The following is a 22037-nucleotide window of genomic DNA, read 5'->3' as shown; positions in this document are numbered from 1 at the left end:
TGCTAAAAAGCGCTAAAACAGAGAAGCAAATACAAAATATCATGACTGAAAAATTACCTTTAGCGTTGTTTTTAATGGGCCCAACGGCGTCAGGAAAAACAGATTTAGCTATCCGCTTACGTCAGAAATACCCTGTTGAGATCATCAGCGTCGATTCGGCATTGATCTACAAAGACATGGATATTGGTACCGCTAAACCGGATGCGGAAGAGCTTGAGCTCGCGCCTCATCGCTTGATTGATATTTTGGATCCAAGCGAAGCGTATTCTGCGGCAGATTTTCGTCGTGATGCGATCAATGAAATGAATAAGATTGTAGCGGAAGGCAAAATCCCGTTACTTGTTGGTGGCACAATGCTGTACTACAAAGCATTGTTGGAAGGTTTATCGCCATTACCAGCCGCGGATCAAGAGATTCGTAAGCAGATTGAAGCGGAATCTATCGAACAAGGTTGGCAGGCATTGCACGATCAATTAAGAGAGATAGATCCCGTATCCGCTGAAAGAATACACCCAAATGATCCACAAAGGCTTTCAAGGGCATTGGAAGTTTACCGAATTTCGGGTAAAACATTAACAGAGCTAACTCAAACGAAAGGCGATAGCCTGCCATTTCGTGTAAAACAATTTGCAATAGCTCCCAAGGAAAGGACTGAACTCCATCGCCGCATTGAGCTGCGTTTCGAGAAGATGATAGAAGCTGGGTTTGAAGATGAAATGAAGGCGTTGTACGCCAGAGAAGATCTTCACCCTGAACTGCCATCGATCCGATGCGTTGGTTATAGGCAGATGTGGGATTATTTAGACGGTAATTGTGATTTAGACGAAGCGGTTTTCCGTGGTGTCTGTGCAACCCGTCAGTTGGCCAAGCGACAAATCACCTGGTTGCGCAGTTGGGATGATTTAACTTGGTTAGATAGCGAAAACATTGATCAAGCGTTAGAAACTCTTTCAGATGCAATAGCATCTGATTAGTATTGCTGTGTATAATGTGATCGCTTTTGCGTGAATATACTCTGGAAAGGATCCGTTATTGAGGCTTTTAAAAATCACAGCCTTTCAATAACAACGGAGTTTTTTTATTCATTTAGCTCAGATGCAAAGGCCGCACCTTTTTGTGCACCACTAGCTAAATAATTACAACAAAATACAAATAAGGAAAATAAAATGGCTAAGGGGCAATCGCTACAAGACCCATTCCTAAATGCACTCCGTCGTGAGCGCATTCCAGTCTCTATCTATCTTGTTAACGGCATTAAGCTGCAAGGTCAGATCGAGTCTTTCGATCAATTCGTGATCTTATTGAAGAACACAGTAAACCAAATGGTTTACAAGCATGCGATTTCTACTGTGGTACCTGCTCGCGCAGTTAGTCACCACAGCGGCGAGCAACGCACGCCATCTGATCGTCCAGAGAAGACTGAAGATTAATCGTTCAATTTGTACAGCTTGCGCTGTAATAAGGAGTTGGTTGCTTGTTTGACCGTTATGAATCCGGCGAGCGAGCCGTACTTGTTCATATCAACTTCACGCAAGAGGGAGAATGGGAAGATCTAAGCGAATGTGAAATGCTGGTCTCCTCAGCGGGGGTAGAAACGCTACAAGTGATTACTGGTAGCCGACAATCCCCACTCCCTAAATACTACGTTGGAGAAGGTAAAGCCCTAGAAATCGCACAAGCTGTTCAGCTAACCGGTGCTGAAATTGTGATTTTTAACCACTCCCTCTCTCCTGCCCAAGAGCGCAACCTCGAGCAATTGTGTAAATGTCGTGTGATTGATCGCACGGGTTTGATCTTAGATATCTTTGCACAACGTGCGCGAACTCATGAAGGTAAGCTACAAGTTGAGCTCGCTCAGCTTCGTCATATCTCTACTCGACTGATTCGTGGTTGGACTCACCTTGAAAGGCAGAAAGGTGGTATTGGTCTTCGTGGTCCAGGTGAAACTCAACTGGAAACCGATCGACGTTTGTTGCGTGACCGTATAAAGGCAATACTACGTCGTTTAGCGAAAGTTGCTAAACAGCGTGAACAAGGACGACGTGCTCGTAATCGAGCTGAAATCCCAACAATTTCTTTGGTTGGTTATACCAACGCAGGGAAATCAACACTTTTCAATCGCATCACAAGTGCTGGTGTTTATGCGGCAGACCAACTGTTTGCAACCCTAGACCCAACACTACGTAAGATTGATTTGGCAGATGTCGGGCCTGCAATTCTCGCAGATACCGTAGGTTTTATCCGTCATCTACCACACGACTTGGTCGCTGCGTTCAAGGCAACATTACAAGAGACGCAGGAAGCTGACATTTTGTTACATGTTGTTGATGCCAGTGATGACCGTTTTCGTGAGAACATTCAGGCTGTTCATGAAGTATTAGAAGAAATCGATGCTCATGAAGTGCCAACCCTTGTAGTCATGAACAAAATTGACTGCATGGAAGACCAAAAACCTCGAATTGAAAGAGACGAAGAGGGCGCACCTCGCGCTGTTTGGGTTTCTGCAATGGAAGGAGAAGGTATTGAGCTACTGTTTGAAGCTTTAACTGAGCGTTTAGCTAGCCAGATGGTTCAATTCCGGTTGTGTATTCCACATCAACATCAGGGTCGTATTCGCAGCTTATTCTTCGAGATGAAATGTATTCAACAGGAAGAGTATGATGAAAATGGTAACTTGTTGATAGATATCCGAATGCAACAAATAGATTGGTCTAAACTTGAAAAAAGAGAAGGGGCGCTCTTAGGTGACTTTATCGTTACCAAAGAGACTGCTACAGTATAACGTCATATCAAATGATGGAGCTTTCTAATGGCGTGGAATGAGCCTGGAAATAACAACAACGGCGATAATAACGGCCGCGATAATGACCCTTGGGGTAATAAAAATAATCGCGGCGGCCGAGATCAAGGACCGCCAGATCTAGACGAAGTGTTTAGTAAACTAAGTCAAAAGTTAGGTGGCAAGTTTGGTAAAAAAGGTGGCAACGGCAACGGACCATCTATTGGTGGTGGCGGTGCAATTGGCTTTGGTGTCATTGCTGTTATTGCTATTGCTATCTGGTTCTTCGCTGGTTTCTACACTGTTGGCGAAGCAGAAAGAGCAGTAGTACTTCGACTGGGTCAGTTCGACCGTATCGAAGAACCTGGTCTTAACTGGCACCCACGCTTCATCGATGAAATCAGTGATGAGCAACTAGTAAACGTTCAAGCGATTCGTTCTCTACGTGCTGCTGGCACGATGCTAACGAAAGATGAAAACGTTGTGACCGTTGAAATGGGTGTTCAATACCGTGTTTCTGACCCATACAAGTACTTGTATCGTGTAACGAATGCAGACGACAGTTTACGTCAAGCAACCGATTCTGCGCTTCGTGCGGTAATTGGTGACTCACTAATGGATAGTATCCTGACAAGTGGTCGTCAGCAGATTCGTCAAAGCACTCAAGAAACGTTGAACCGTATTATTGATAGCTACGACATGGGTATTCTGATTGTTGACGTGAACTTCCAGTCAGCACGTCCACCTGAGCAAGTGAAAGATGCATTTGATGATGCTATCGCGGCTCGTGAGGATGAAGAGCGTTTTGAGCGTGAAGCTGAAGCTTACCGAAATGACATTCTTCCAAAAGCAACAGGTCGTGCTGAGCGTTTGAAGAAAGAAGCGGTGGGTTACTCAGAGCGCACAGTTAATGGTGCTCTAGGTCAAGTTGCTCAATTCGAGAAACTGCTACCTGAATACCAAGCTGCTCCTGAAGTAACACGTAACCGTATGTACCTAGATACAATGGAAAAAGTGTACTCAAGCACATCGAAAGTCCTGATTGATTCTGAATCAAGCGGTAACTTGCTATACCTACCAATTGATAAGCTAGGCGCACAAGGTGGTTCTCAGTCGGGCTCTCGCCCTGCAAAAGCATCATCAACTTACGATCAAATTGAGTTAGAAACTCAAGCGGATCCAAAGCCTAGCACTCAAACTCGTTCAGACAGTTCACGCCAAGGGAGATACTAATAATGCGTAAATTAATGATCCCTGTATTAGTTGTGACGATTGCCCTTCTATTGATGTCAGTGTTTGTGATTCAAGAAGGTGAGCGTGGCATGGTAATTCGTTTTGGTCGAGTTCTCGATGACAACGGCGTATCACGAATCTATGAACCAGGTCTGCACTTTAAACTACCGATGTTTGATCGCGTAAAAGTACTTGATGCTCGTATTCAAACGATGGATGGCCGTTCTGACCGTTTCGTAACATCAGAGAAAAAAGACGTTCTAATTGATACTTACGCAAAATGGCGTATTGCTGATTTTGGACGTTTCTATCTGAGTACCGGTGGCGGTAATATCATGACGGCAGAAGCACTTCTTGAGCGTAAAGTGACAGATGTTCTTCGTTCTGAAATTGGTTCTCGTGAAATTAAGCAGATCGTGTCAGGCCCTCGTAACAAGGACATCCTGCCAGACTCTGCTGATAGCGAAGTCGTCACAACGGTAGCGGCTGCAGAAGCACTAGAAGTTGATGGCGAACGCGATAAGATCATGGAAAACGTTTTGTCTGGAACGGCAGAAAGTGCGATGGCTGATTTAGGTGTTGAAGTTGTTGATTTTCGTATGAAGAAGATTAACCTTCCTGACGAAATCAGTGAATCTATCTACCGCCGTATGCGTGCAGAACGTGAATCGGTTGCTCGTAGACACCGTTCTCAAGGTCGTGAGAAAGCGGAAGTTATCCGTGCTCAAGCTGAGCTAGAAGTGGCAACAGTTCTTGCTGAAGCTGACCGTACAGCTCGAATCACTCGTGGTGATGCGGATGCAGAAGCAGCGAAGATCTACTCTGATGCGTTCAGCAAAGATCCTGAGTTCTACGGCTTCATGCGTTCATTGCAAGCTTATGAGACATCATTTAGCGATAAGAGCGACATTCTAGTACTGGATCCGAAGACTGACTTCTTCCAATACATGAATCAAGCAAGCGGCGCTCCAGCAAAATAAGCTGATGCGTTAGCGAATGCTTAGCTTAATAAGCAAAATACGTTAAAACTTAAAAGGCTCCCATTGTGGGAGCCTTTTTGTTTTCTATGACTTCTTTCAGGAGGAGACATGTTTGTGGATTCACTATTGGGGCGCGAGGGAAGGCGCTTAACAGCGTTCTACTTATAGAAACCTAGCGGTAGGTCATGAAAGCGATAACCGCTCCAGCCACCACAAGACAGCCTCCAATGCGGCGCAGTTGCGTGTCTGGTTGCTCGCTCAGTTGCGCGACCATGTTTCTCCAGCCATTGGGTGCAATCAAGGGGCCGAGCCCTTCCACAATAAGTACGAGCCCAATAGCGAGCCAAATTGATTGAGACATGGTTCTGCCTTTTGTCTGTAAAAAAGCAATGATATCAGTATCTTTACACATCTGCCCCCAGTTATGGCTGGTTTATTTTTGTACAGCGTTAACGTTTATGAACAAAAAGTGACTGCAAGAAGTGTGATTCAGTGCTAGAATCCATTTTTAATTAGCAACAGAAATTGGAAAGATGGGAAATAACGTAGTCGTTCTAGGCACCCAATGGGGTGATGAAGGTAAAGGTAAAATCGTTGACCTTTTAACTGAAGATGCAAAATACGTGGTTCGCTACCAAGGCGGTCACAATGCAGGTCACACACTTGTAATTGACGGTGAAAAAACCGTTCTTCACTTAATTCCATCAGGCATCCTACGTAATAACGTTAAATGTGTTATTGGTAACGGTGTAGTATTATCGCCTGACGCACTTCTTAAAGAAATGAAGCCTCTTGAAGATCGCGGTATTCCAGTACGTGAACGTCTTTTCATCTCTGAAGCTTGTCCTCTAATTCTTCCGTACCACATTGCAATCGACAACGCGCGTGAAATCGCTCGTGGCGCTAAAGCTATCGGTACAACGGGTCGTGGTATCGGTCCTGCTTATGAAGATAAAGTTGCTCGTCGCGGTCTACGCGTTGGTGACCTTTTCGATAAAGAAGCATTTGCTGAGAAGCTAAAAGAAGTGATGGAATTCCACAACTTCCAACTAGAGCACTTCTACAAAGCTGAAACAGTAAGCTACGAAGAAGTTCTTGAGCAAGCGATGAGCTACGCAGATATGTTAACTGCGATGGTTATCGACGTAACTGACGAACTAGACGCAGCACGTAAGCGCGGCGACAAGATCATGTTCGAAGGTGCTCAAGGTACGCTACTAGATATCGACCACGGTACTTACCCATACGTAACGTCTTCTAACACGACTGCTGGTGGTGTTGCTGCAGGTTCTGGTTTCGGTCCTCGTCACATCGGTTACATCCTTGGTATTACTAAGGCTTACTGTACTCGTGTTGGTTCAGGTCCATTCCCTACTGAGCTATACGATGGCCTTGAGAAGCAAGACCCAGTTGGTAAACACCTAGGCGATGTTGGTCACGAGTTTGGCGCAACAACTGGTCGTCTACGTCGTACTGGTTGGTTCGATGCTGTTGCTATGCGTCGTGCAATCCAAATCAACTCTCTATCTGGTATGTGTCTAACTAAACTAGACGTTCTAGATGGCCTAGAAGAACTAAAAATCTGTACTGGTTACAAGATGAAAGATGGTTCTATCCTAGAAGTTTCTCCAATGGCTGCTGAGTCATTCGAAGAAGCGACGCCAATCTACGAAACAATGCCTGGTTGGTCTGAAAACACATTTGGTGCTAAATCTATCGACGCGCTTCCACAAGCTGCTCTAGATTACATCAAGCGTATCGAAGACCTAACTGGCGTTCCAATTGATATCGTATCAACTGGCCCAGATCGTAACGAAACTATCATCAAGGTTCACCCATACGGCGCATAATGCCTGCTGAGTGATTACCAGGCACGAACAGTGCTTTGATAATAAAATAGTTTTCTAAAAGCCGACTTTATTAAGTCGGCTTTTTAATACCTGCAATTTAGCCGTTCACTCTTTGATGGTGATCTTTTAAGCGTCATCAGGCAAAATATTGCCCATTAGCGGCAAGTTTTGTCTAAAGCCGTCGGGGTTATTGCCGATACAGATATCATGGAAAGTGAAGTTCACACTGTTTTGTGCGTGTAGAAATCCTCTGCACCCCTCAATAGATAACTTTAGCGACAGATAATAGAGTGCAGGTATGAAGCTACGAATTGTGGCAGCTTCATTGATAATGGCACTGAGCTCACCCTTGAGTCATGCAAATTTGGCTGATGTGGGAGAGCCCGTTCCAATATATACAGAAGCTGAACTGATTAATTTAATCGAAAATAATCAACATCTAGAGCGAGTGAAAGCTGATAAGTGCCAGTTAGTTGAAGATATCGTTGCTCGTGCAACGCGTATTAGCTTGCCTTCTTATGAGTTTTTATACGGTGATATGTTGGCTTGGGGTGTGTGTGTTCCACAAGATGTAGAGCTTGGCCTTTACTATATGGAAAACGCGGCACATCAAGGTTTACCCGCTGCATTAGAGCAGTTAGGTCGTTATTACTCTCGTGGTACTTTGGTACAACAAGATCAAGAGCGTGCGATTCCGTATCTACGTGAAGCGGCCTCTATGGGCAACTTAAGTGCGAGCATTCACTTAGCGGAACTCTTGTTACGTGACTACGGTAGCCCATTGGATTATGAAGATGCTTACCGTTGGTTGTATAACTCGGTAACCGCAGATCAAAGACAACACAGACGTATCACTGTGCTTCGTAGCGGTCTGGAACAGAGAATGCCAGACAATATTATTGCTCGAGCAAAGCGTCGAGACGTGTTCTGGTAAGACAGATTATTGAATGAGCAATGATGATTAATGACTGCACTCGTTAATCATCTAAAAAACTCGTATTAAAAAGGCCTCGCTGAGATTCATCAGCGAGGCCTTTTTTGATCTGAACGGAAAACCGTTTATCTAATTCGGTAGCGTTATTGAACCACCTCACCAGACTCAATCACCGTTTCACGAACAACCTTGGTGAAATCGAGTGCTTCTTGACGAATCTTATCTTCGTCTACCGTTAGCATGTCGCGATCTTGCATGATGATCTTGCCATCAACGATGGAGTGACGAACATTGCCTGAGTTAGCTGAGTACACCAGTGCTGAGTATGGGTTGTAGACTGGAACCATATTTGGCGCCTTAGTATCGATCACTATGATGTCAGCCAGTTTGCCTGCTTCAAGAGAGCCGATCTTATCTTCCATGTGCAGCGCTTTTGCTGCACCCATTGTCGCCATGTCGATCACTTTGATCGGCGGCATCGCAGCACGATCTTTGTTAACTAACTTGTGAACCTTAGCGACTTGGTTGAATTCATCAATGGTGCTCAGTGTGTTACCAGACATTGGGCCATCAGTACCTAAACCGATACGCACGTTTTCGTCATACATCTTAAGCGCAGGTGATACGCCTTTTGCTGACTTGATGTTAGCACTCATGTTATGAGCCACGCCCATATCCGATTTCTTCACCAGTTCGATATCATGATCGTCAACAAGGATCATGTGTGCACCCACCAAGTTCTTGTTGAGTGCGCCAATGCTGTCCATGTATTGAACCGGGGACAATCCATCAGAACGCTCTGCGATTTTCTCTTCTTCACGGTGTGATTCTGCAAGGTGAATCATTACTGGAACATCTAACTCTAGGGAGAGCTTAGATATTTTCTGCAGGATCTCTGTGGTGTTGGTGTAAGGCGCATGCGGTGCAAACGCTGGTGTGATTCGCGGGTGATCTTTGTATTCTTCAATGAAGTTCAACGCGTACTTAATGCCTTCTTCTGCGTTGGCAGCGTCGGCGACTGGGAACTTAATCACCGTTTCACCTAGGATGGCACGCATACCGATCTTATCGACGGTTTTTGCGACTTCATCTTCGAAGTAGTACATGTCGGCGTAAGTGGTCACACCGCCTTTCACCATTTCAACGTTACCTAGGTTGGCACCAATGCGTACCATGTCTCGCGATACTAGCTTCTTCTCTAGCGGAAAGATGTAACGGTGCAGGCGATCTGGCACATCATCGGCTAACGAACGGAAAACTGTCATTGATACATGAGTATGGGTATTGATGAGACCTGGCATAACGATATCGCCATCAACGTCTAACACTTGCTTAGCTTGGTACTGCTTCTCTAGTGAAGCATCACCAACCGCAATGATTTTGTTGTCTTTGACGACAACAGTACCGCTTTCATAAACCGTTTTGTCTTGGTTCATGGTTAGAACCATCGCATCGGTAATCATCAGGTCAGCCTTTTCCATTGCCGAACTTGCGAATGGGAACAGCGCTAGGCTCGCCATAGCTGAAGCCAATAAAGTGCGTTTTAGTTTCATATCATACCCAGAACAGGAGTTGGTAAAGTGCGTGGATAATAGTGTATTTCATTCATGGCGCAAACGTTTGTTTTATCGTTTGCTTGAAATTTTGATGATAATCCACGTCTATGAAGCGATGTTTCACAAAGTGAAGATATGTATCAATCTGAGGTTATTTGAGTGTTTTCTAAAGCATATCTGTAGCTTACCCCTAGCATCAGATATACTAGGGGTATATACCTTCCTTGCTTAAGCAGGCCCGCCTATGTCAAAAAACACACCAACGTCAGAAAATACGACAGCGACAACCACTGTTGATCCTTTTGCCGACCGAGAGTCGAAAAATTACGATAACCCAGTACCAAGCCGAGAGTTCATTATTTCGTTTTTAACAGACGCGAATATTCCGATGAACCGCAACGATCTATTCGAAGCTTTGGGTCTTGCTGGAGAGGAACAATATGAAGGGCTGCGTCGTCGTTTACGTGCAATGGAGCGTGATGGACAGCTTATCTTTACTCGTCGTCAGTGCTACGCATTGCCTGAGAAGATGGAACTGATCAAAGGCTATGTGATTGGTCATAAAGACGGTCATGGTTGGGTTCGCCCAGACGGCAGTGTGGGTAAAGACAATGATATCGTGCTGCCGCATCATCAGATGAAAACCATCATGCACGGTGATTACGTATTGGTTCAGCCTACTGACAACAGTAAGCGTGGCCGTCGTGAAGGTCGCTTGGTTCGTGTGCTTGAAGAGCGTAAAACGCCACTTGTTGGTCGCTTCTTCCTAGAGTACGGCCATTCTTACGTTGTTGCTGATGATTCGCGTATTAGTCACGACATCCAGATCCCTACTGAGCATAAAGGCGGTGCTCGAATGGGTAATGTGGTTGTGATTGAAATTACGGATCGCGGTGGTCGTTCTCGTAACATGATGGGGAAAGTAACCGAAGTTCTTGGTGAAAACATGGCGCCGGGTATGGAAACGCAGATTGCGATCCGTACTCACCAGATCCCACAAGAGTGGCCTGAAGCGGTAGATAAGCAAATCGAAAACCTAGGTGAGCATGTTCCTGAAGAAGCAAAAGAAGGACGTGTAGACCTGCGTAAACTGCCATTGGTTACCATTGATGGTGAAGATGCGCGTGACTTCGATGATGCGGTTTACTGTGAAGCGAAGAAAGGCGGCGGCTGGCGTCTATGGGTAGCGATTGCTGACGTAAGTTACTACGTTCGCCCAGATACAGCGCTAGACAAAGAAGCGATTAACCGTGGTAACTCGGTATACTTCCCGTCACAAGTCGTGCCAATGCTGCCAGAAGTGCTTTCAAATGGTTTGTGTTCATTGAACCCTCAGGTAGACCGTTTATGTATGGTGTGTGAGATGACTATCTCAGACAAAGGTAAACTGTCAGGCTACAAGCACTACGAAGCGGTAATGAATTCTCATGCTCGTCTTACTTATAACAAAGTAGGCGCGATCTTAGATGGCAATGAAGAATTACGTGAGCGTTACGAACCTGAAGTACCACATCTTGAAGAGCTTCATAAGATGTATAAGGTGCTTAAGAAAACGCGTGACGAACGTGGTGCGATTGAATTTGAAACGGTAGAAACTAAGTTTATCTTCAATGCGGATCGTAAGATTGACCGTATTGAGCCAGTAATTCGTAACGATGCACACAAGATCATCGAAGAATGTATGATTCTTGCGAATATCGCATCGGCATCTTACGTAGAAAAAGCGAAAGAGCCTGCGCTGTACCGTGTTCACGAAACTCCGGGCGAAGAGCGCTTAATGGGCTTCAAGAGCTTTTTAAGTGAATTAGGTTTAACACTGGAAGGTGGTCTGTCGCCATCACCAGTAGACTATGCACAACTGATGCAACAGATTAATGAACGTGAAGATCGTGAATTAATCCAAACCATGCTGCTACGCTCAATGAAGCAAGCGGTATACAACGCGGATAACGCGGGTCACTTTGGTTTAGCTCTTAAACGCTATGCTCACTTTACCTCGCCAATTCGTCGTTACCCAGATTTGCTATTGCACCGTGCGATTAAGTACCTTATTGCGAAAGAAGAAGGTCGTAACAGCGAACGTTGGACGCCAACTGGTGGTTACCACTACACTTTCGATGATATGGACTTCTACGGCGAGCAGTGTTCAATGACTGAACGTCGTGCTGATGACGCAACGCGTGAAGTAAACGACTGGTTGAAGTGTGAATACATGCAAGACCATGTCGGTGAGGTGATGGATGGTGTGATTGCCAACGTGACTGGTTTTGGCTTCTTTGTTCGTCTAACTGAACTGCACATTGATGGCTTGGTACACATCTCAGCGCTAGCGAATGATTACTACCAATTTGATGCTGTTGGTCAGCGTCTAGTGGGTGAAAGCTCAGGTAATATCTACCGCTTGGGTGATTCGGTTAAAGTGAAGGTTTCTGCGGTTAATTTAGAAACTCGCCAAATCGACTTTGACTTAGAAGACACTGATCGTCAGCCGCGTGGCAAAGGCAAAACAGCCAAGAAGCGTGCAGCAGAAGCGATGAAAAAGGCGAAAAGCAAGAAGCGCTCAGCAGTGAAGAGTAATAAGCCAGGTGTATCAGCGAAGCCTATGGTTGAGCCAACTAAGCGACCTGACGGAAGCAGCGAAGGCCCTGCTAAGAAGAAAAAGCCAGCGAATAAAACCGGTGCTGCTAAAGCTCGCGCTAAGAAAAAGCGTGCAGCAAGCCGTAAGCCAAAGGCTGATAACTCTTAAGACTGATAAATCTTAAGGCTAATAAGGCGCTCTGCTAATCAGGTTTAGCGCCTAACTGATTTAATTTAATGCGAGAGTATCAGGCACAAGACGCTACTCTCGAAATGAACAACACAGAGAGGGATGCATCGGCATTGATGTCATTCTTCTCTGAGCAATAAGAGTAACTTGAGACAATGAGTAACGAATTTATTTACGGTATTCACGCGGTGAAAGCCGTACTAGAAAAAGATCCTGCACGTTTTATCGAAGCGTATGTATTGAAAGGTCGCCAAGACGAGCGTCTTCTTCCATTACTGAACCAACTGCAACAGTTTGGTGTGTCGATTCAACAGATGGGTCGTAAGCCGTTGGATGAAAAAGCACAAGGTGCGAATCACCAAGGTCTTATTGCTAAGGTGAAGCCTGCTAAGCAGCTTAATGAAACTCACCTAGACGATATCCTAGCGCAGCACGAACAGCCTTTGCTGTTAGTTCTAGACGGCGTAACAGACCCTCATAACCTAGGCGCTTGTCTACGTAACGCGGATGCCGCAGGTGTCGCTGCTGTTATCGTACCTAAAGATCGCTCTTCGCCGTTAACAGCAACGGTAAGCAAGGTTGCATGTGGCGCAGCTGAAACGGTTCCTCTCGTGCGCGTAACCAACCTAGCTCGCACAATGCGTGCACTGCAAGAGCAGGGCGTATGGTTTGTGGGTACGGCAGGTGAAGCAACGCATGATATCTATCAAGCGAAGCTAACGGGTCCTCTTGCGGTAGTTATGGGTGCAGAAGGTGACGGTATGCGTCGTTTAACTCGTGAAACTTGCGATGATCTGATTAAGATTCCAATGGCAGGTAGCGTATCGAGCTTAAATGTTTCTGTGGCGTCGGGTATTTGCCTGTTCGAAGCGGTAAGACAGCGTTTAGCTCAGTAATGCGTTAACGCTGCTTTAAGTCTATGAATTTATTAGCGCTCACCACTTGCTGGTGGGCGTTTCTTTTTAGGCTGTTATAGCAAAATCCATCGGTTTGTCGGATGGCTAGATGGCGACAGAAAAACTGTTTCATTATTCACCAAATAGCGCTTGCCAATACCGGGTTCTTTCTATAACATTTGCCGTCCTTAAAACTCGGTCATTTATCTTTAGTTCCTTGCTTCCTCTGGACGACCGGGCCACTCGTGGAAGCTAATAATCCGTAAGGAGCAACCAAATGCGTCATTACGAAATCGTATTCATGGTTCACCCTGATCAAAGCGAGCAAGTTGCTGGCATGATCGAGCGTTACACTGGTTCTATCACTGAAGCTGGCGGTACTATCCACCGTCTAGAAGACTGGGGTCGTCGTCAAATGGCTTACCCAATCAACAAGCTTCACAAAGCTCACTACGTTCTTATGAACGTTGAAGCTGGTCAAGAAGTGATTGACGAGCTAGAAACTGCTTTCCGTTTCAACGATGCAGTTCTACGTAACATGATCATGCGCACTAAAGGCGCTGTGACTGAGCAATCTATTATGCTTAAGCAAAAAGAAGAGCGTGCAGAGCGTGCTCCTCGTCGCGAAGAGCGTACAGAAGCTAAACCAGAAGCAGCTGCTGAGTAATTCTTTTTTGGCTTAACGCCTTAAAAAATTCTCAACTTGTTTTAGGTCATTGATAGTTATTTCGATAATTGTGAAAGACCGCTTTACTAAATTTAAGATCAGGAGATAGCCCATGGCTCGTTTCTTCCGTCGTCGTAAATTCTGCCGTTTCACTGCAGAAGGCGTACAAGAGATTGACTACAAAGACGTAGCAACTCTTAAAAACTACATCACTGAAGCTGGTAAAATCGTACCTAGCCGTATCACTGGTACAAGCGCTAAGTACCAGCGTCAACTAGCTCGCGCTATCAAGCGTTCTCGTTACCTAGCTCTACTACCGTACACTGACAAGCATCAGTAATCGGTAATAGTTAATAATAGTTTAAGAGGACTAAGATAATGCAAGTTATTCTACTTGATAAGATCGGTAACCTAGGTGGCCTTGGCGACCAAGTAAACGTTAAATCTGGTTACGCTCGTAACTTCCTTATCCCACAGGGTAAAGCAGTTATGGCAACTAAAGACAACGTTGCTATGTTCGAAACTCGTCGTGCTGAACTAGAAGCTAAAGTTGCTGAGCAACTAGCTGCTGCTGAAGCTCGTGCAGAGAGCGTTAACACTCTAGAAGGCGTTACAATCGCTTCTAAAGCTGGTGACGAAGGTAAACTATTCGGTTCTATCGGTACTCGTGACATCGCTGACGCTATTACAGCGGCAGGTGTTGCAGTAGCTAAGAGCGAAGTACGCCTACCTGAAGGCGCTCTACGTAACATCGGCGAATTCGAAGTAAGCATCCAACTTCACTCTGAAGTTTTTGCTACTGCGAAAATCGCTATCGTTGCAGCTGAGTAATTTCAGTACCAAGACGAATTCTTTCTTTTGAAAGTTTTAAACACCAGCTTCGGCTGGTGTTTTTTTATGTCTGGAATATAGGAAAGTACAAGGAAGGGCTACAGTAGGTAAAAAGCTTACGGTGATCCATAAGCTGTTATTGCTGAACAAGTTGTTCTCAAGGTTAGAGGTGGCCTAAGATTAGAACTGGAAGAGCAAGTTGATCGATAGAACAGAGTCTTGTTTGCTTAAGCCTTCAGGCACTTTATCGTGGTACTGGCGAGAGTGAGCGATCTTCAGCGCGATATTGTCAGTAATATCGTTGATGGCTTCTAACTCAGTATCAAACTTTAGGTTACTGTGACCAGAGACAAGCGTCACGTCTGCCTTGAGCTGCAAATTCTTCAACACCTGCCATGACGTATTCACGTTGCCACGGAAAATTGCCTCTTCAACAATCTCTGGGAAGATGATGTCATCATCATCAATCTCATCAAGGTTCGGTTCTTGGTAACGAAAACCTGGTCCCACTTCGACTTCCAACACAAACTCTTCGGTATTCGAAAACTGGTAACCCAGACCACTCGAAATTGTGTAGTCCTTAAAGTAAGCACTGTATCTCGAGTCGACTCCTTTGAAACTGCCGTAAAGGTAGGTTTTAGGGCTTAACTTGTAGTCACTCTGAGCTGAGTAAGTCGATTGCCTTTTATCTTCTTCGCCATCTTTGTAGAGGTTGTAGTATTTCCATTCACCACTGGTTCTATGACGGCCAGCCGTGTACTCACCGTTAAGGCGTGCGTTAAGCGCTCGTGAATCAGAGTTACCAGTATGCGACTGATATCCAAATTCGACTTCCGTTTTTAGCGGGCTCGGTAGTTCTGTATCACTTGTATCACTCGGTGCGATATCCATATCTTTTTCTTCAGGTGTCGGTGCAACGACGATCGGCTCAGAAGTAGGTTCTGAAACTACTATAGAGTCGAGGATTGCATCAACAGAGTCTTTAGCATCATCAGCTAAGGCCATCGGAGCGCTCAGGAGACCAGTGCTTAGAAGACCAGTGCTCAGAGCCAATAATTTGGACACGCATACCTCTAGTTATACAGTGAGTGAATGGCAGGATCGTAATGCTACCCTTGGTTAATTCCGTCAGCAATAGGTAAATTCTTCCTGAAGAATAAAACAAACTCATAGGATCGGATTACAAACGGATGTTCTTGGGTATAATGAACGATCATTATTAGTTATTGAGTGTAGTCATAGTGGATACCAAAAGTCAGAAATCAGCCAACGATCAGGTGGACGCCATCAAGGTCCCGCCACATTCATTAGAAGCTGAGCAATCTGTTATTGGCGGTTTGTTATTAGATAACGAACGCTGGGATACAGTTGCCGAAAAGGTTGTGGCCAAAGACTTTTATAGCCGTCCTCACCGTCTGATCTTTGAAGCGGTAAAGGATATCCTTGAAGAAAGTTCTCCTCTGGATCTTATTACACTCTCTGAACATTTAGAGCTGCGTGAGCAACTTGAAGAAGTGGGTGGCTTTGCTTACCTTGCTGACTTAGCGAAAAACACACCAAGTGCCGCAAACATCAATGCGTATGCGGATATCGTAGCGCAACGTGCACTTGTTCGTAGCCTGATTGGTGTCGCGAATGAGATTGCTGATTCTGGTTATGACCCTCAAGGTCGTACTTCGGAAGAGCTGGTTGATCTTGCTGAAAGTAAAGTCTTCGCGATTGCCGAAGGCCGTGCAAGTGAAAACGAAGGTCCACAAAACGTTGATAGCATTCTAGAGAAGACGCTAGAACGTATCGAGATCCTATACAAAACGCCGCAAGATGGTGTGACAGGTGTCGATACTGGCTTCAACGACCTCAACAAGAAAACAGCAGGTCTACAAGGCTCTGACTTAATTATTGTTGCTGCTCGTCCATCGATGGGTAAAACCACATTTGCGATGAACTTGTGTGAAAACGCGGCGATGAAGCAAGACAAACCGGTTTTAATCTTCTCGCTAGAGATGCCAGCCGAACAGCTGATGATGCGTATGCTTGCGTCACTTTCTCGCGTAGACCAAACCAAGATTCGTACTGGTCAGCTAGATGATGAAGATTGGGCTCGTATCTCGTCGAGTATGGGTATTCTGATGGATAAGAAGAATATGTATATCGATGACAGCTCGGGTCTAACGCCAACAGAAGTGCGTTCTCGTGCTCGACGTATCGCTCGTGAACACGATGGTATCTCTATGATCATGATAGATTACCTTCAATTAATGCGTGTACCTTCGTTATCTGATAACCGTACTCTTGAAATCGCCGAGATTTCTCGCTCATTGAAAGCGTTAGCAAAAGAGCTCAACGTTCCGGTTGTGGCACTTTCTCAGCTTAACCGTTCCCTAGAGCAACGTGCTGATAAGCGCCCAGTAAACTCGGATTTGCGTGAATCAGGTTCGATTGAGCAAGATGCCGATTTGATCATGTTCATCTATCGTGATGAGGTTTATAACCCAGATAGTTCCTTGAAAGGCATTGCTGAGATCATCCTTGGTAAGCAACGTAACGGTCCGATCGGTTCGGTTCGTCTTACGTTCCAAGGCCAACACTCCCGATTTGATAACTATGCAGGCCCTGCATTTGATGATGAGTAATCGCTAATGACTTACATGAAAGCGGCGACGGCGAGCATTGACTTAAACGCGCTCGAACATAACCTGAACCAGATAAAGTCGAAGGCTCCTCAGTGCAAGGTCATGTCTGTTGTGAAAGCCAATGGCTACGGACACGGCTTACTGCATATAGCCAAGCATTCAAAAAGCTCTGATGCTTTTGGTGTGGCGCGTATTGAAGAAGCGTTACAACTTCGTGCTGGTGGCATTGTTAAACCTATTTTGTTGCTGGAAGGATTTTACTCTTCGGGCGATTTGCCAATCTTGGTGACCAATAACATTCAAACGGTGGTGCATTGTGAAGAGCAATTAAGCGCGCTAGAGAATGCGGATTTGGAAACACCCGTTGTGGTATGGCTAAAAGTCGACAGTGGTATGCACCGATTAGGTGTTCGCCCTGAGCAATACCAAAACTTTGTTGAGCGTTTGCATCAATGTGCGAATGTTGCCAAACCTCTACGTTACATGAGCCACTTCGGTTGTGCTGATGAACTGGATAGAGCAACCACCGTTGAACAGACAGAGCTTTTCTTGTCGCTTACTGAAGGTTGTGAAGGGGAGCGTTCACTTGCTGCCTCTGCGGGTTTACTCGCTTGGCCAGACAGCCACCTTGATTGGGTTCGTCCGGGAATCATATCTTACGGTGTCTCTCCGTTTGTTGATAAATCAGCGCAAGAGCTTGGATTTTTGCCTGTGATGACCCTGACCTCACACCTAATTGCCGTTCGCGATGTGAAAGCCGGTGAAAGTGTGGGTTATGGCGGAAACTGGACCAGTGAACGTGATACCAAGGTTGGTGTTATCGCGATTGGTTACGGTGATGGTTATCCTCGTACTGCACCTAACGGTACTCCAGTGTTCGTTAACGGTCGAAAAGTACCGATCGCAGGACGTGTATCAATGGACATGCTAACGGTTGATCTAGGCCCTGATGCGGCAGATAAAGTGGGTGATGAAGCGACTCTGTGGGGTAAAGATTTACCTTCAGAAGAAGTGGCTGAACATATCGGCACTATCGCTTACGAGTTAGTCACTAAGCTGACTTCGCGTGTTGCGATGGAATATGTGAAGTAATCATGGATCTTGATAAGTAAATTATGTTCAAGCGAACGACTCGAAGCTGGCTAATGTCTGCAATGACATTACTCGGTGTCAGCTTTTCTTCTTCCGCTGCGAGTGAAGAAAAAGATTCAGCCTTTGTTCCTTTCTACTTCAGCACCGAAACCATGGGTAACACCTTTGGGGTTGCGGGTGTCGCAAAGGGTGTTTGGCAACCTCAAGCCGCTCTGTTTGGTATGGCACTCTATTCAGACAAAGACAGTTACGTCGGTTTTCTATCGGCTTTTAACTATGCCTTGTCTGAGAACGTATTGTTTAGCACTCAGATGTATCAAGCGCGCTTCAACGACAACCCGTATTACATTGGTTCTCAAGGCGATAATGATTCATCTATCGATGACAAAACCATTGCTGATGGCTTAGAGCAAAACTATCAGTTTGAGTTTAAGTATTTGCTACCTTGGGGCAACGTTGCAGAACACGGTTTACTCGGTGCTTTTCAGCCAATCAAAGATGTGAGCTTTGCTTCGCCAATCGAATCGGGTGTCAGTTCGATTCTATTTACGCCTTTTTATACTGCTCGTGAGTTGGAAGGTTTAAATAATACCGAGGAGGCAACAGGCTTTAGTTTGGCGTTTGATTGGGATAACCGTGATAGCACACGCAACCCGACCAGAGGTTCTCACACTAACCTTGAGTTCACCACTGGCGCAGAGAGTTGGTCTAACGATGACTTGTGGCTTAAGTGGACCTTCCAAAATAGCCAGTACTTTGCTTTAGGTCCTTTAGGGGACTTATTCGATCAACAAGTTGTGGCACTCGATTTCTATACTGCTGATACACCAACCTGGGATAACTGTTCTGGGCAGGATTGTGCTCGTCCACCGGAAACAGAACAAGCTCGACTTGGTGGTTTGTATCGTTTACGTGGCTATACCGGAGGTCGATATCATGGGCGATCTGCTGTTCACTATTCTGCAGAGTATCGAGTGCTCCCAGATTGGCAGCCACTCGGTGATATTCCGCTGATCAACTACTACGACCTGCCTTGGTGGCAATGGGTCGCATTCGCCGAAGTAGGGCGTGTGGCTGATGAGTACGATATCAAAGAATTGCACACCGATATGAAATGGAGCTTAGGCGGCGCGGTTCGTTTTCAAGTGGAAGGCATTGTTGTTCGTGCAGAATTAGCGCGAGGCGGTGATGAAGGAACCTTTAGGGTTATGATAAACCAGCCCTTCTAAACCTTTCGGCCTACAGTAGGCCAAATACTATTTTTATAAGAGTGGTCGTGGAAACACACCACTCTTTTTTATTAACAAGATATTGTTTTTATTAAGGATATCTTGTTTTCAAGCAGTCTACTCACCTTGCATCGTAGCAATCACAGTTCGGCTTCCACCACAATCTCGGTGCTCTCCTAAGTAAATACCCTGCCATGTTCCTAAAGCTAAACGACCATTGCTAATTGGTATTGTCACACTGGTGCCAAGTGTCGATGCTTTAATGTGGGCAGGCATGTCATCATCGCCTTCATAGGTGTGTCTGTAGTAGGGCGCTCGCTCAGGTACAAACTTATTAAAGTGTGATTCCATATCGGTACGGACGGTAGGATCAGCGTTCTCGTTTAGCGTGAGGCTGGCAGAGGTATGTTGGATAAAAAGATGTAATAAACCAACAGACAGTGAATGGATATCGGATATCTGTTGTTCAATTTCATCAGTGATGAGATGAAATCCACGTTTTTGTGCGTGTAGGTGTATCGTCTTCTGAATCCACATACGCCATCCTCTATAATGTATTTGGAAAAAAAGTGGTTTAACGCTATCTTTTGAACTTGAATTTATCAGGTTTCGCTCACATTTAATGATGTGAACGCTAGAGTCAGTACCGATTCTGCTATCAGGAAATCTAATTCTGATTTATCTCAAGGTACCGCTCTTCATATGCGGCATAATACGTCGTGAAAAAAAATTACAAAGAATCTTTCAGTGGTGATGCGATTTGGTCATCATAGAAAAATATAAACTTTCGCCTAATCGGGGGTTCTATTCATCACTTTGGTGACGTCTAGAATAAAACCTACAGTAACATCGGGATAGATACCATGTTGAAAAATATCAACCCAACGCAAACACAAGCGTGGAAAGCTCTAACTGCACATTTTGAGTCTGCTCAAGATATGGATATGAAAGAGCTATTTGCTCAAGATGCAAAGCGTTTCGAGAGCTTTTCTACTCGTTTCGGTTCAGACATCTTAGTGGATTACTCTAAGAACCTTATCGACGCTGAAACAATGCAGCACCTATTTGCTCTTGCGAACGAGACTGAAGTTAAGTCTGCAATCGAAGCAATGTTCGGCGGTGATGCAATCAACAAGACTGAAGGTCGTTCAGTACTTCACACTGCTCTACGTAACCGTAGCGACAAGCCAGTAATGGTTGACGGCAAAGACGTAATGCCAGCAGTTAACGCTGTACTAGCAAAAATGGAACTGTTCACACACCGCATCGTTTCTGGTGAGTGGAAAGGTTACACAGGTAAAGAGATCACTGATGTTGTAAACATCGGTATCGGCGGTTCGGATCTTGGTCCATACATGGTGACTGAAGCACTAACGCCATACAAAACTCGCCTAAACATGCACTTCGTTTCTAACGTAGATGGCACTCACATCGTTGAGACACTTAAGCCTCTTAACCCAGAAACAACGCTATTCTTAGTGGCATCTAAAACATTCACGACTCAAGAAACAATGACTAACGCGCACTCTGCACGTGATTGGTTCTTGGCTGAAGCGGGTGACAACGCACACGTAGCTAAACACTTCGCAGCACTATCAACTAACGCAACTGCGGTCGCTGAGTTTGGTATTGATACTGACAACATGTTCGAATTCTGGGACTGGGTTGGTGGTCGTTACTCACTATGGTCTGCAATCGGTCTTTCTATCTCACTATCTGTTGGCTTCGATAACTTCGTTGAGCTACTAGAAGGTGCTCACGAGATGGATAACCACTTTGCTTCAACTGAGTTTGAAAGCAACATTCCAGTAATCCTTGCGCTTATCGGTATTTGGTATAACAACTTCCACGGCGCTGAGTCAGAAGCAATTCTACCTTACGATCAATATATGCACCGTTTTGCGGCTTACTTCCAACAAGGCAACATGGAATCGAATGGTAAATTTGTTGACCGTGACGGCAATCCAGTAGAATACCAAACTGGTCCTATCATCTGGGGTGAACCAGGTACAAACGGTCAGCACGCTTTCTACCAACTGATTCACCAAGGCACTAAGCTGATCCCATCAGACTTTATTGCTCCTGCTATCAGCCACAACCCAGCATCTGATCACCACCAGAAGTTGATGTCTAATTTCTTTGCTCAAACTGAAGCACTAGCATTCGGTAAGACAAAAGAGACAGTGGAAGCTGAATTCCTAGCGGCTGGCAAAACAGCTGAAGAAGTGGCTGAGCTTGTACCTTTCAAAGTATTTGAAGGTAACCGTCCAACGAACTCTATTCTTGTTAAGCAAATCAACCCTCGCTCTTTAGGTAACCTAATCGCGATGTACGAGCACAAGATCTTCGTTCAAGGCGTTATCTGGAACATCTTCAGCTTCGACCAATGGGGTGTAGAACTTGGTAAGCAACTAGCAAACCAAATTCTTCCAGAGCTTGCTGACGATGCTCAAGTAACCTCTCACGACAGCTCAACAAACGGTCTAATCAATGCATTTAAAGCGCTTAAAGCTTAAGACTGTTTAAGTAACACCAAGTAATAACTGTAAACGCCAACCTTTCGGTTGGCGTTTTTTATGGTGCGCCGAGC

20 protein-coding genes are annotated in these 22037 nt (G+C 45.2%); 16 read left to right on the top strand and 4 right to left on the bottom strand.

What is annotated here, in order from left to right:
* The first annotated feature begins 41 nt into the window (after positions 1-41).
* From miaA to hflC, 5 genes are all read left to right on the top strand, one after another.
* A complete protein-coding gene (miaA, locus tag AB4585_RS19115; protein WP_017059926.1) occupies positions 42-974 on the top strand; it encodes a tRNA (adenosine(37)-N6)-dimethylallyltransferase MiaA in 933 nt (310 codons plus the stop codon).
* 192 nt (positions 975-1166) lie between these two features.
* The gene (gene hfq / locus AB4585_RS19110) at positions 1167-1430 is read left to right on the top strand and encodes an RNA chaperone Hfq (protein ID WP_017059927.1); all 264 of its coding nucleotides are present in this window, start codon (positions 1167-1169) and stop codon (positions 1428-1430) included.
* A 44-nt stretch (positions 1431-1474) separates the two neighbouring features.
* A complete protein-coding gene (hflX, locus tag AB4585_RS19105) occupies positions 1475-2782 on the top strand; it encodes a ribosome rescue GTPase HflX (protein ID WP_017059928.1) in 1308 nt (435 codons plus the stop codon).
* A gap of 27 nt (positions 2783-2809) precedes the next feature.
* Positions 2810-4012, top strand: coding sequence for an FtsH protease activity modulator HflK (hflK, locus tag AB4585_RS19100; RefSeq protein WP_017067930.1), 1203 nt, complete (start codon positions 2810-2812; stop codon positions 4010-4012).
* A gap of 2 nt (positions 4013-4014) precedes the next feature.
* Positions 4015-4992: a protease modulator HflC gene (gene hflC, locus AB4585_RS19095; protein WP_017059930.1), complete on the top strand. Its 978-nt coding sequence runs from the start codon at positions 4015-4017 to the stop codon at positions 4990-4992.
* A 172-nt stretch (positions 4993-5164) separates the two neighbouring features.
* Here hflC and AB4585_RS19090 read toward each other — a convergent pair whose 3' ends face one another.
* Entirely contained in the window at positions 5165-5353 is a 189-nt protein-coding gene (locus tag AB4585_RS19090; RefSeq protein ID WP_010434105.1) for a DUF2065 domain-containing protein, read from the bottom strand.
* A 172-nt stretch (positions 5354-5525) separates the two neighbouring features.
* Between AB4585_RS19090 and AB4585_RS19085 the strand changes: the two genes are divergently transcribed.
* Positions 5526-6842 (top strand): adenylosuccinate synthase, encoded by a 1317-nt coding sequence (locus tag AB4585_RS19085; RefSeq protein ID WP_010434108.1) that lies wholly within the window; start codon positions 5526-5528, stop codon positions 6840-6842.
* Positions 6843-7140: 298 nt separating this feature from the next.
* Positions 7141-7776, top strand: a complete 636-nt coding sequence (motX, locus tag AB4585_RS19080) for a flagellar protein MotX (protein ID WP_017063177.1) — start codon at positions 7141-7143, stop codon at positions 7774-7776.
* 143 nt (positions 7777-7919) lie between these two features.
* Here the strand turns inward: motX and AB4585_RS19075 are convergent, their stop codons facing one another.
* Entirely contained in the window at positions 7920-9329 is a 1410-nt protein-coding gene (locus tag AB4585_RS19075; protein ID WP_017063178.1) for an amidohydrolase, read from the bottom strand.
* Positions 9330-9576: 247 nt separating this feature from the next.
* Here AB4585_RS19075 and rnr point away from each other — a divergent pair, with 247 nt between their 5' ends.
* The 5 genes from rnr (at position 9577) to rplI (ending at position 14493) form a co-directional block, all read left to right on the top strand.
* Positions 9577-12078 (top strand): ribonuclease R, encoded by a 2502-nt coding sequence (rnr, locus tag AB4585_RS19070; RefSeq protein ID WP_017063179.1) that lies wholly within the window; start codon positions 9577-9579, stop codon positions 12076-12078.
* 176 nt (positions 12079-12254) lie between these two features.
* Positions 12255-12995 (top strand): 23S rRNA (guanosine(2251)-2'-O)-methyltransferase RlmB, encoded by a 741-nt coding sequence (rlmB, locus tag AB4585_RS19065; RefSeq protein ID WP_017063180.1) that lies wholly within the window; start codon positions 12255-12257, stop codon positions 12993-12995.
* 277 nt (positions 12996-13272) lie between these two features.
* Positions 13273-13662 carry a 30S ribosomal protein S6 gene (gene rpsF / locus AB4585_RS19060; protein WP_004741278.1) on the top strand — a complete coding sequence of 130 codons (390 nt, stop codon included), beginning with the start codon at positions 13273-13275 and terminating at the stop codon, positions 13660-13662.
* Between the two features lie 112 nt (positions 13663-13774).
* A complete protein-coding gene (gene rpsR / locus AB4585_RS19055) occupies positions 13775-14002 on the top strand; it encodes a 30S ribosomal protein S18 (RefSeq protein ID WP_000090472.1) in 228 nt (75 codons plus the stop codon).
* Between the two features lie 38 nt (positions 14003-14040).
* Positions 14041-14493, top strand: a complete 453-nt coding sequence (gene rplI, locus AB4585_RS19050; protein ID WP_010434182.1) for a 50S ribosomal protein L9 — start codon at positions 14041-14043, stop codon at positions 14491-14493.
* A 180-nt stretch (positions 14494-14673) separates the two neighbouring features.
* Here rplI and AB4585_RS19045 read toward each other — a convergent pair whose 3' ends face one another.
* Positions 14674-15558, bottom strand: coding sequence for a DUF481 domain-containing protein (locus tag AB4585_RS19045; protein ID WP_017071573.1), 885 nt, complete (start codon positions 15556-15558; stop codon positions 14674-14676).
* A 176-nt stretch (positions 15559-15734) separates the two neighbouring features.
* Here AB4585_RS19045 and AB4585_RS19040 point away from each other — a divergent pair, with 176 nt between their 5' ends.
* From AB4585_RS19040 to AB4585_RS19030, 3 genes are read left to right on the top strand one after another with little or no spacing between them, the layout of a single operon-like run.
* Entirely contained in the window at positions 15735-17126 is a 1392-nt protein-coding gene (locus AB4585_RS19040) for a replicative DNA helicase (RefSeq protein WP_016767560.1), read from the top strand.
* Between the two features lie 6 nt (positions 17127-17132).
* Positions 17133-18218: an alanine racemase gene (gene alr, locus AB4585_RS19035; protein ID WP_017065624.1), complete on the top strand. Its 1086-nt coding sequence runs from the start codon at positions 17133-17135 to the stop codon at positions 18216-18218.
* 23 nt (positions 18219-18241) lie between these two features.
* Positions 18242-19447 (top strand): BamA/TamA family outer membrane protein, encoded by a 1206-nt coding sequence (locus tag AB4585_RS19030; protein ID WP_372170592.1) that lies wholly within the window; start codon positions 18242-18244, stop codon positions 19445-19447.
* Between the two features lie 117 nt (positions 19448-19564).
* Here the strand turns inward: AB4585_RS19030 and AB4585_RS19025 are convergent, their stop codons facing one another.
* Positions 19565-19984: a secondary thiamine-phosphate synthase enzyme YjbQ gene (locus AB4585_RS19025; protein WP_372170590.1), complete on the bottom strand. Its 420-nt coding sequence runs from the start codon at positions 19982-19984 to the stop codon at positions 19565-19567.
* A gap of 326 nt (positions 19985-20310) precedes the next feature.
* Here AB4585_RS19025 and pgi point away from each other — a divergent pair, with 326 nt between their 5' ends.
* The gene (pgi, locus tag AB4585_RS19020) at positions 20311-21963 is read left to right on the top strand and encodes a glucose-6-phosphate isomerase (protein ID WP_017071572.1); all 1653 of its coding nucleotides are present in this window, start codon (positions 20311-20313) and stop codon (positions 21961-21963) included.
* Positions 21964-22037: the final 74 nt, after the last annotated feature.

The sequence above is a fragment of the Vibrio sp. 10N.222.49.C9 genome (assembly GCF_041474985.1).
GTDB lineage: Bacteria > Pseudomonadota > Gammaproteobacteria > Enterobacterales > Vibrionaceae > Vibrio > Vibrio crassostreae_C.
This window is presented reverse-complemented; position numbering and strand designations above follow the sequence as displayed.

Coding starts and splice junctions, on each gene's coding strand:
- miaA (WP_017059926.1), top strand. CDS start 42: ATGACTGAAAAATTACCTTTAGCGTTGTTTTTAATGGGCCCAACGGCG.
- hfq (WP_017059927.1), top strand. CDS start 1,167: ATGGCTAAGGGGCAATCGCTACAAGACCCATTCCTAAATGCACTCCGT.
- hflK (WP_017067930.1), top strand. CDS start 2,810: ATGGCGTGGAATGAGCCTGGAAATAACAACAACGGCGATAATAACGGC.
- hflC (WP_017059930.1), top strand. CDS start 4,015: ATGCGTAAATTAATGATCCCTGTATTAGTTGTGACGATTGCCCTTCTA.
- AB4585_RS19090 (WP_010434105.1), bottom strand. CDS start 5,353: ATGTCTCAATCAATTTGGCTCGCTATTGGGCTCGTACTTATTGTGGAA.
- AB4585_RS19085 (WP_010434108.1), top strand. CDS start 5,526: ATGGGAAATAACGTAGTCGTTCTAGGCACCCAATGGGGTGATGAAGGT.
- motX (WP_017063177.1), top strand. CDS start 7,141: ATGAAGCTACGAATTGTGGCAGCTTCATTGATAATGGCACTGAGCTCA.
- AB4585_RS19075 (WP_017063178.1), bottom strand. CDS start 9,329: ATGAAACTAAAACGCACTTTATTGGCTTCAGCTATGGCGAGCCTAGCG.
- rnr (WP_017063179.1), top strand. CDS start 9,577: ATGTCAAAAAACACACCAACGTCAGAAAATACGACAGCGACAACCACT.
- rlmB (WP_017063180.1), top strand. CDS start 12,255: ATGAGTAACGAATTTATTTACGGTATTCACGCGGTGAAAGCCGTACTA.
- rpsF (WP_004741278.1), top strand. CDS start 13,273: ATGCGTCATTACGAAATCGTATTCATGGTTCACCCTGATCAAAGCGAG.
- rpsR (WP_000090472.1), top strand. CDS start 13,775: ATGGCTCGTTTCTTCCGTCGTCGTAAATTCTGCCGTTTCACTGCAGAA.
- rplI (WP_010434182.1), top strand. CDS start 14,041: ATGCAAGTTATTCTACTTGATAAGATCGGTAACCTAGGTGGCCTTGGC.
- alr (WP_017065624.1), top strand. CDS start 17,133: ATGACTTACATGAAAGCGGCGACGGCGAGCATTGACTTAAACGCGCTC.
- AB4585_RS19030 (WP_372170592.1), top strand. CDS start 18,242: ATGTTCAAGCGAACGACTCGAAGCTGGCTAATGTCTGCAATGACATTA.
- AB4585_RS19025 (WP_372170590.1), bottom strand. CDS start 19,984: ATGTGGATTCAGAAGACGATACACCTACACGCACAAAAACGTGGATTT.
- pgi (WP_017071572.1), top strand. CDS start 20,311: ATGTTGAAAAATATCAACCCAACGCAAACACAAGCGTGGAAAGCTCTA.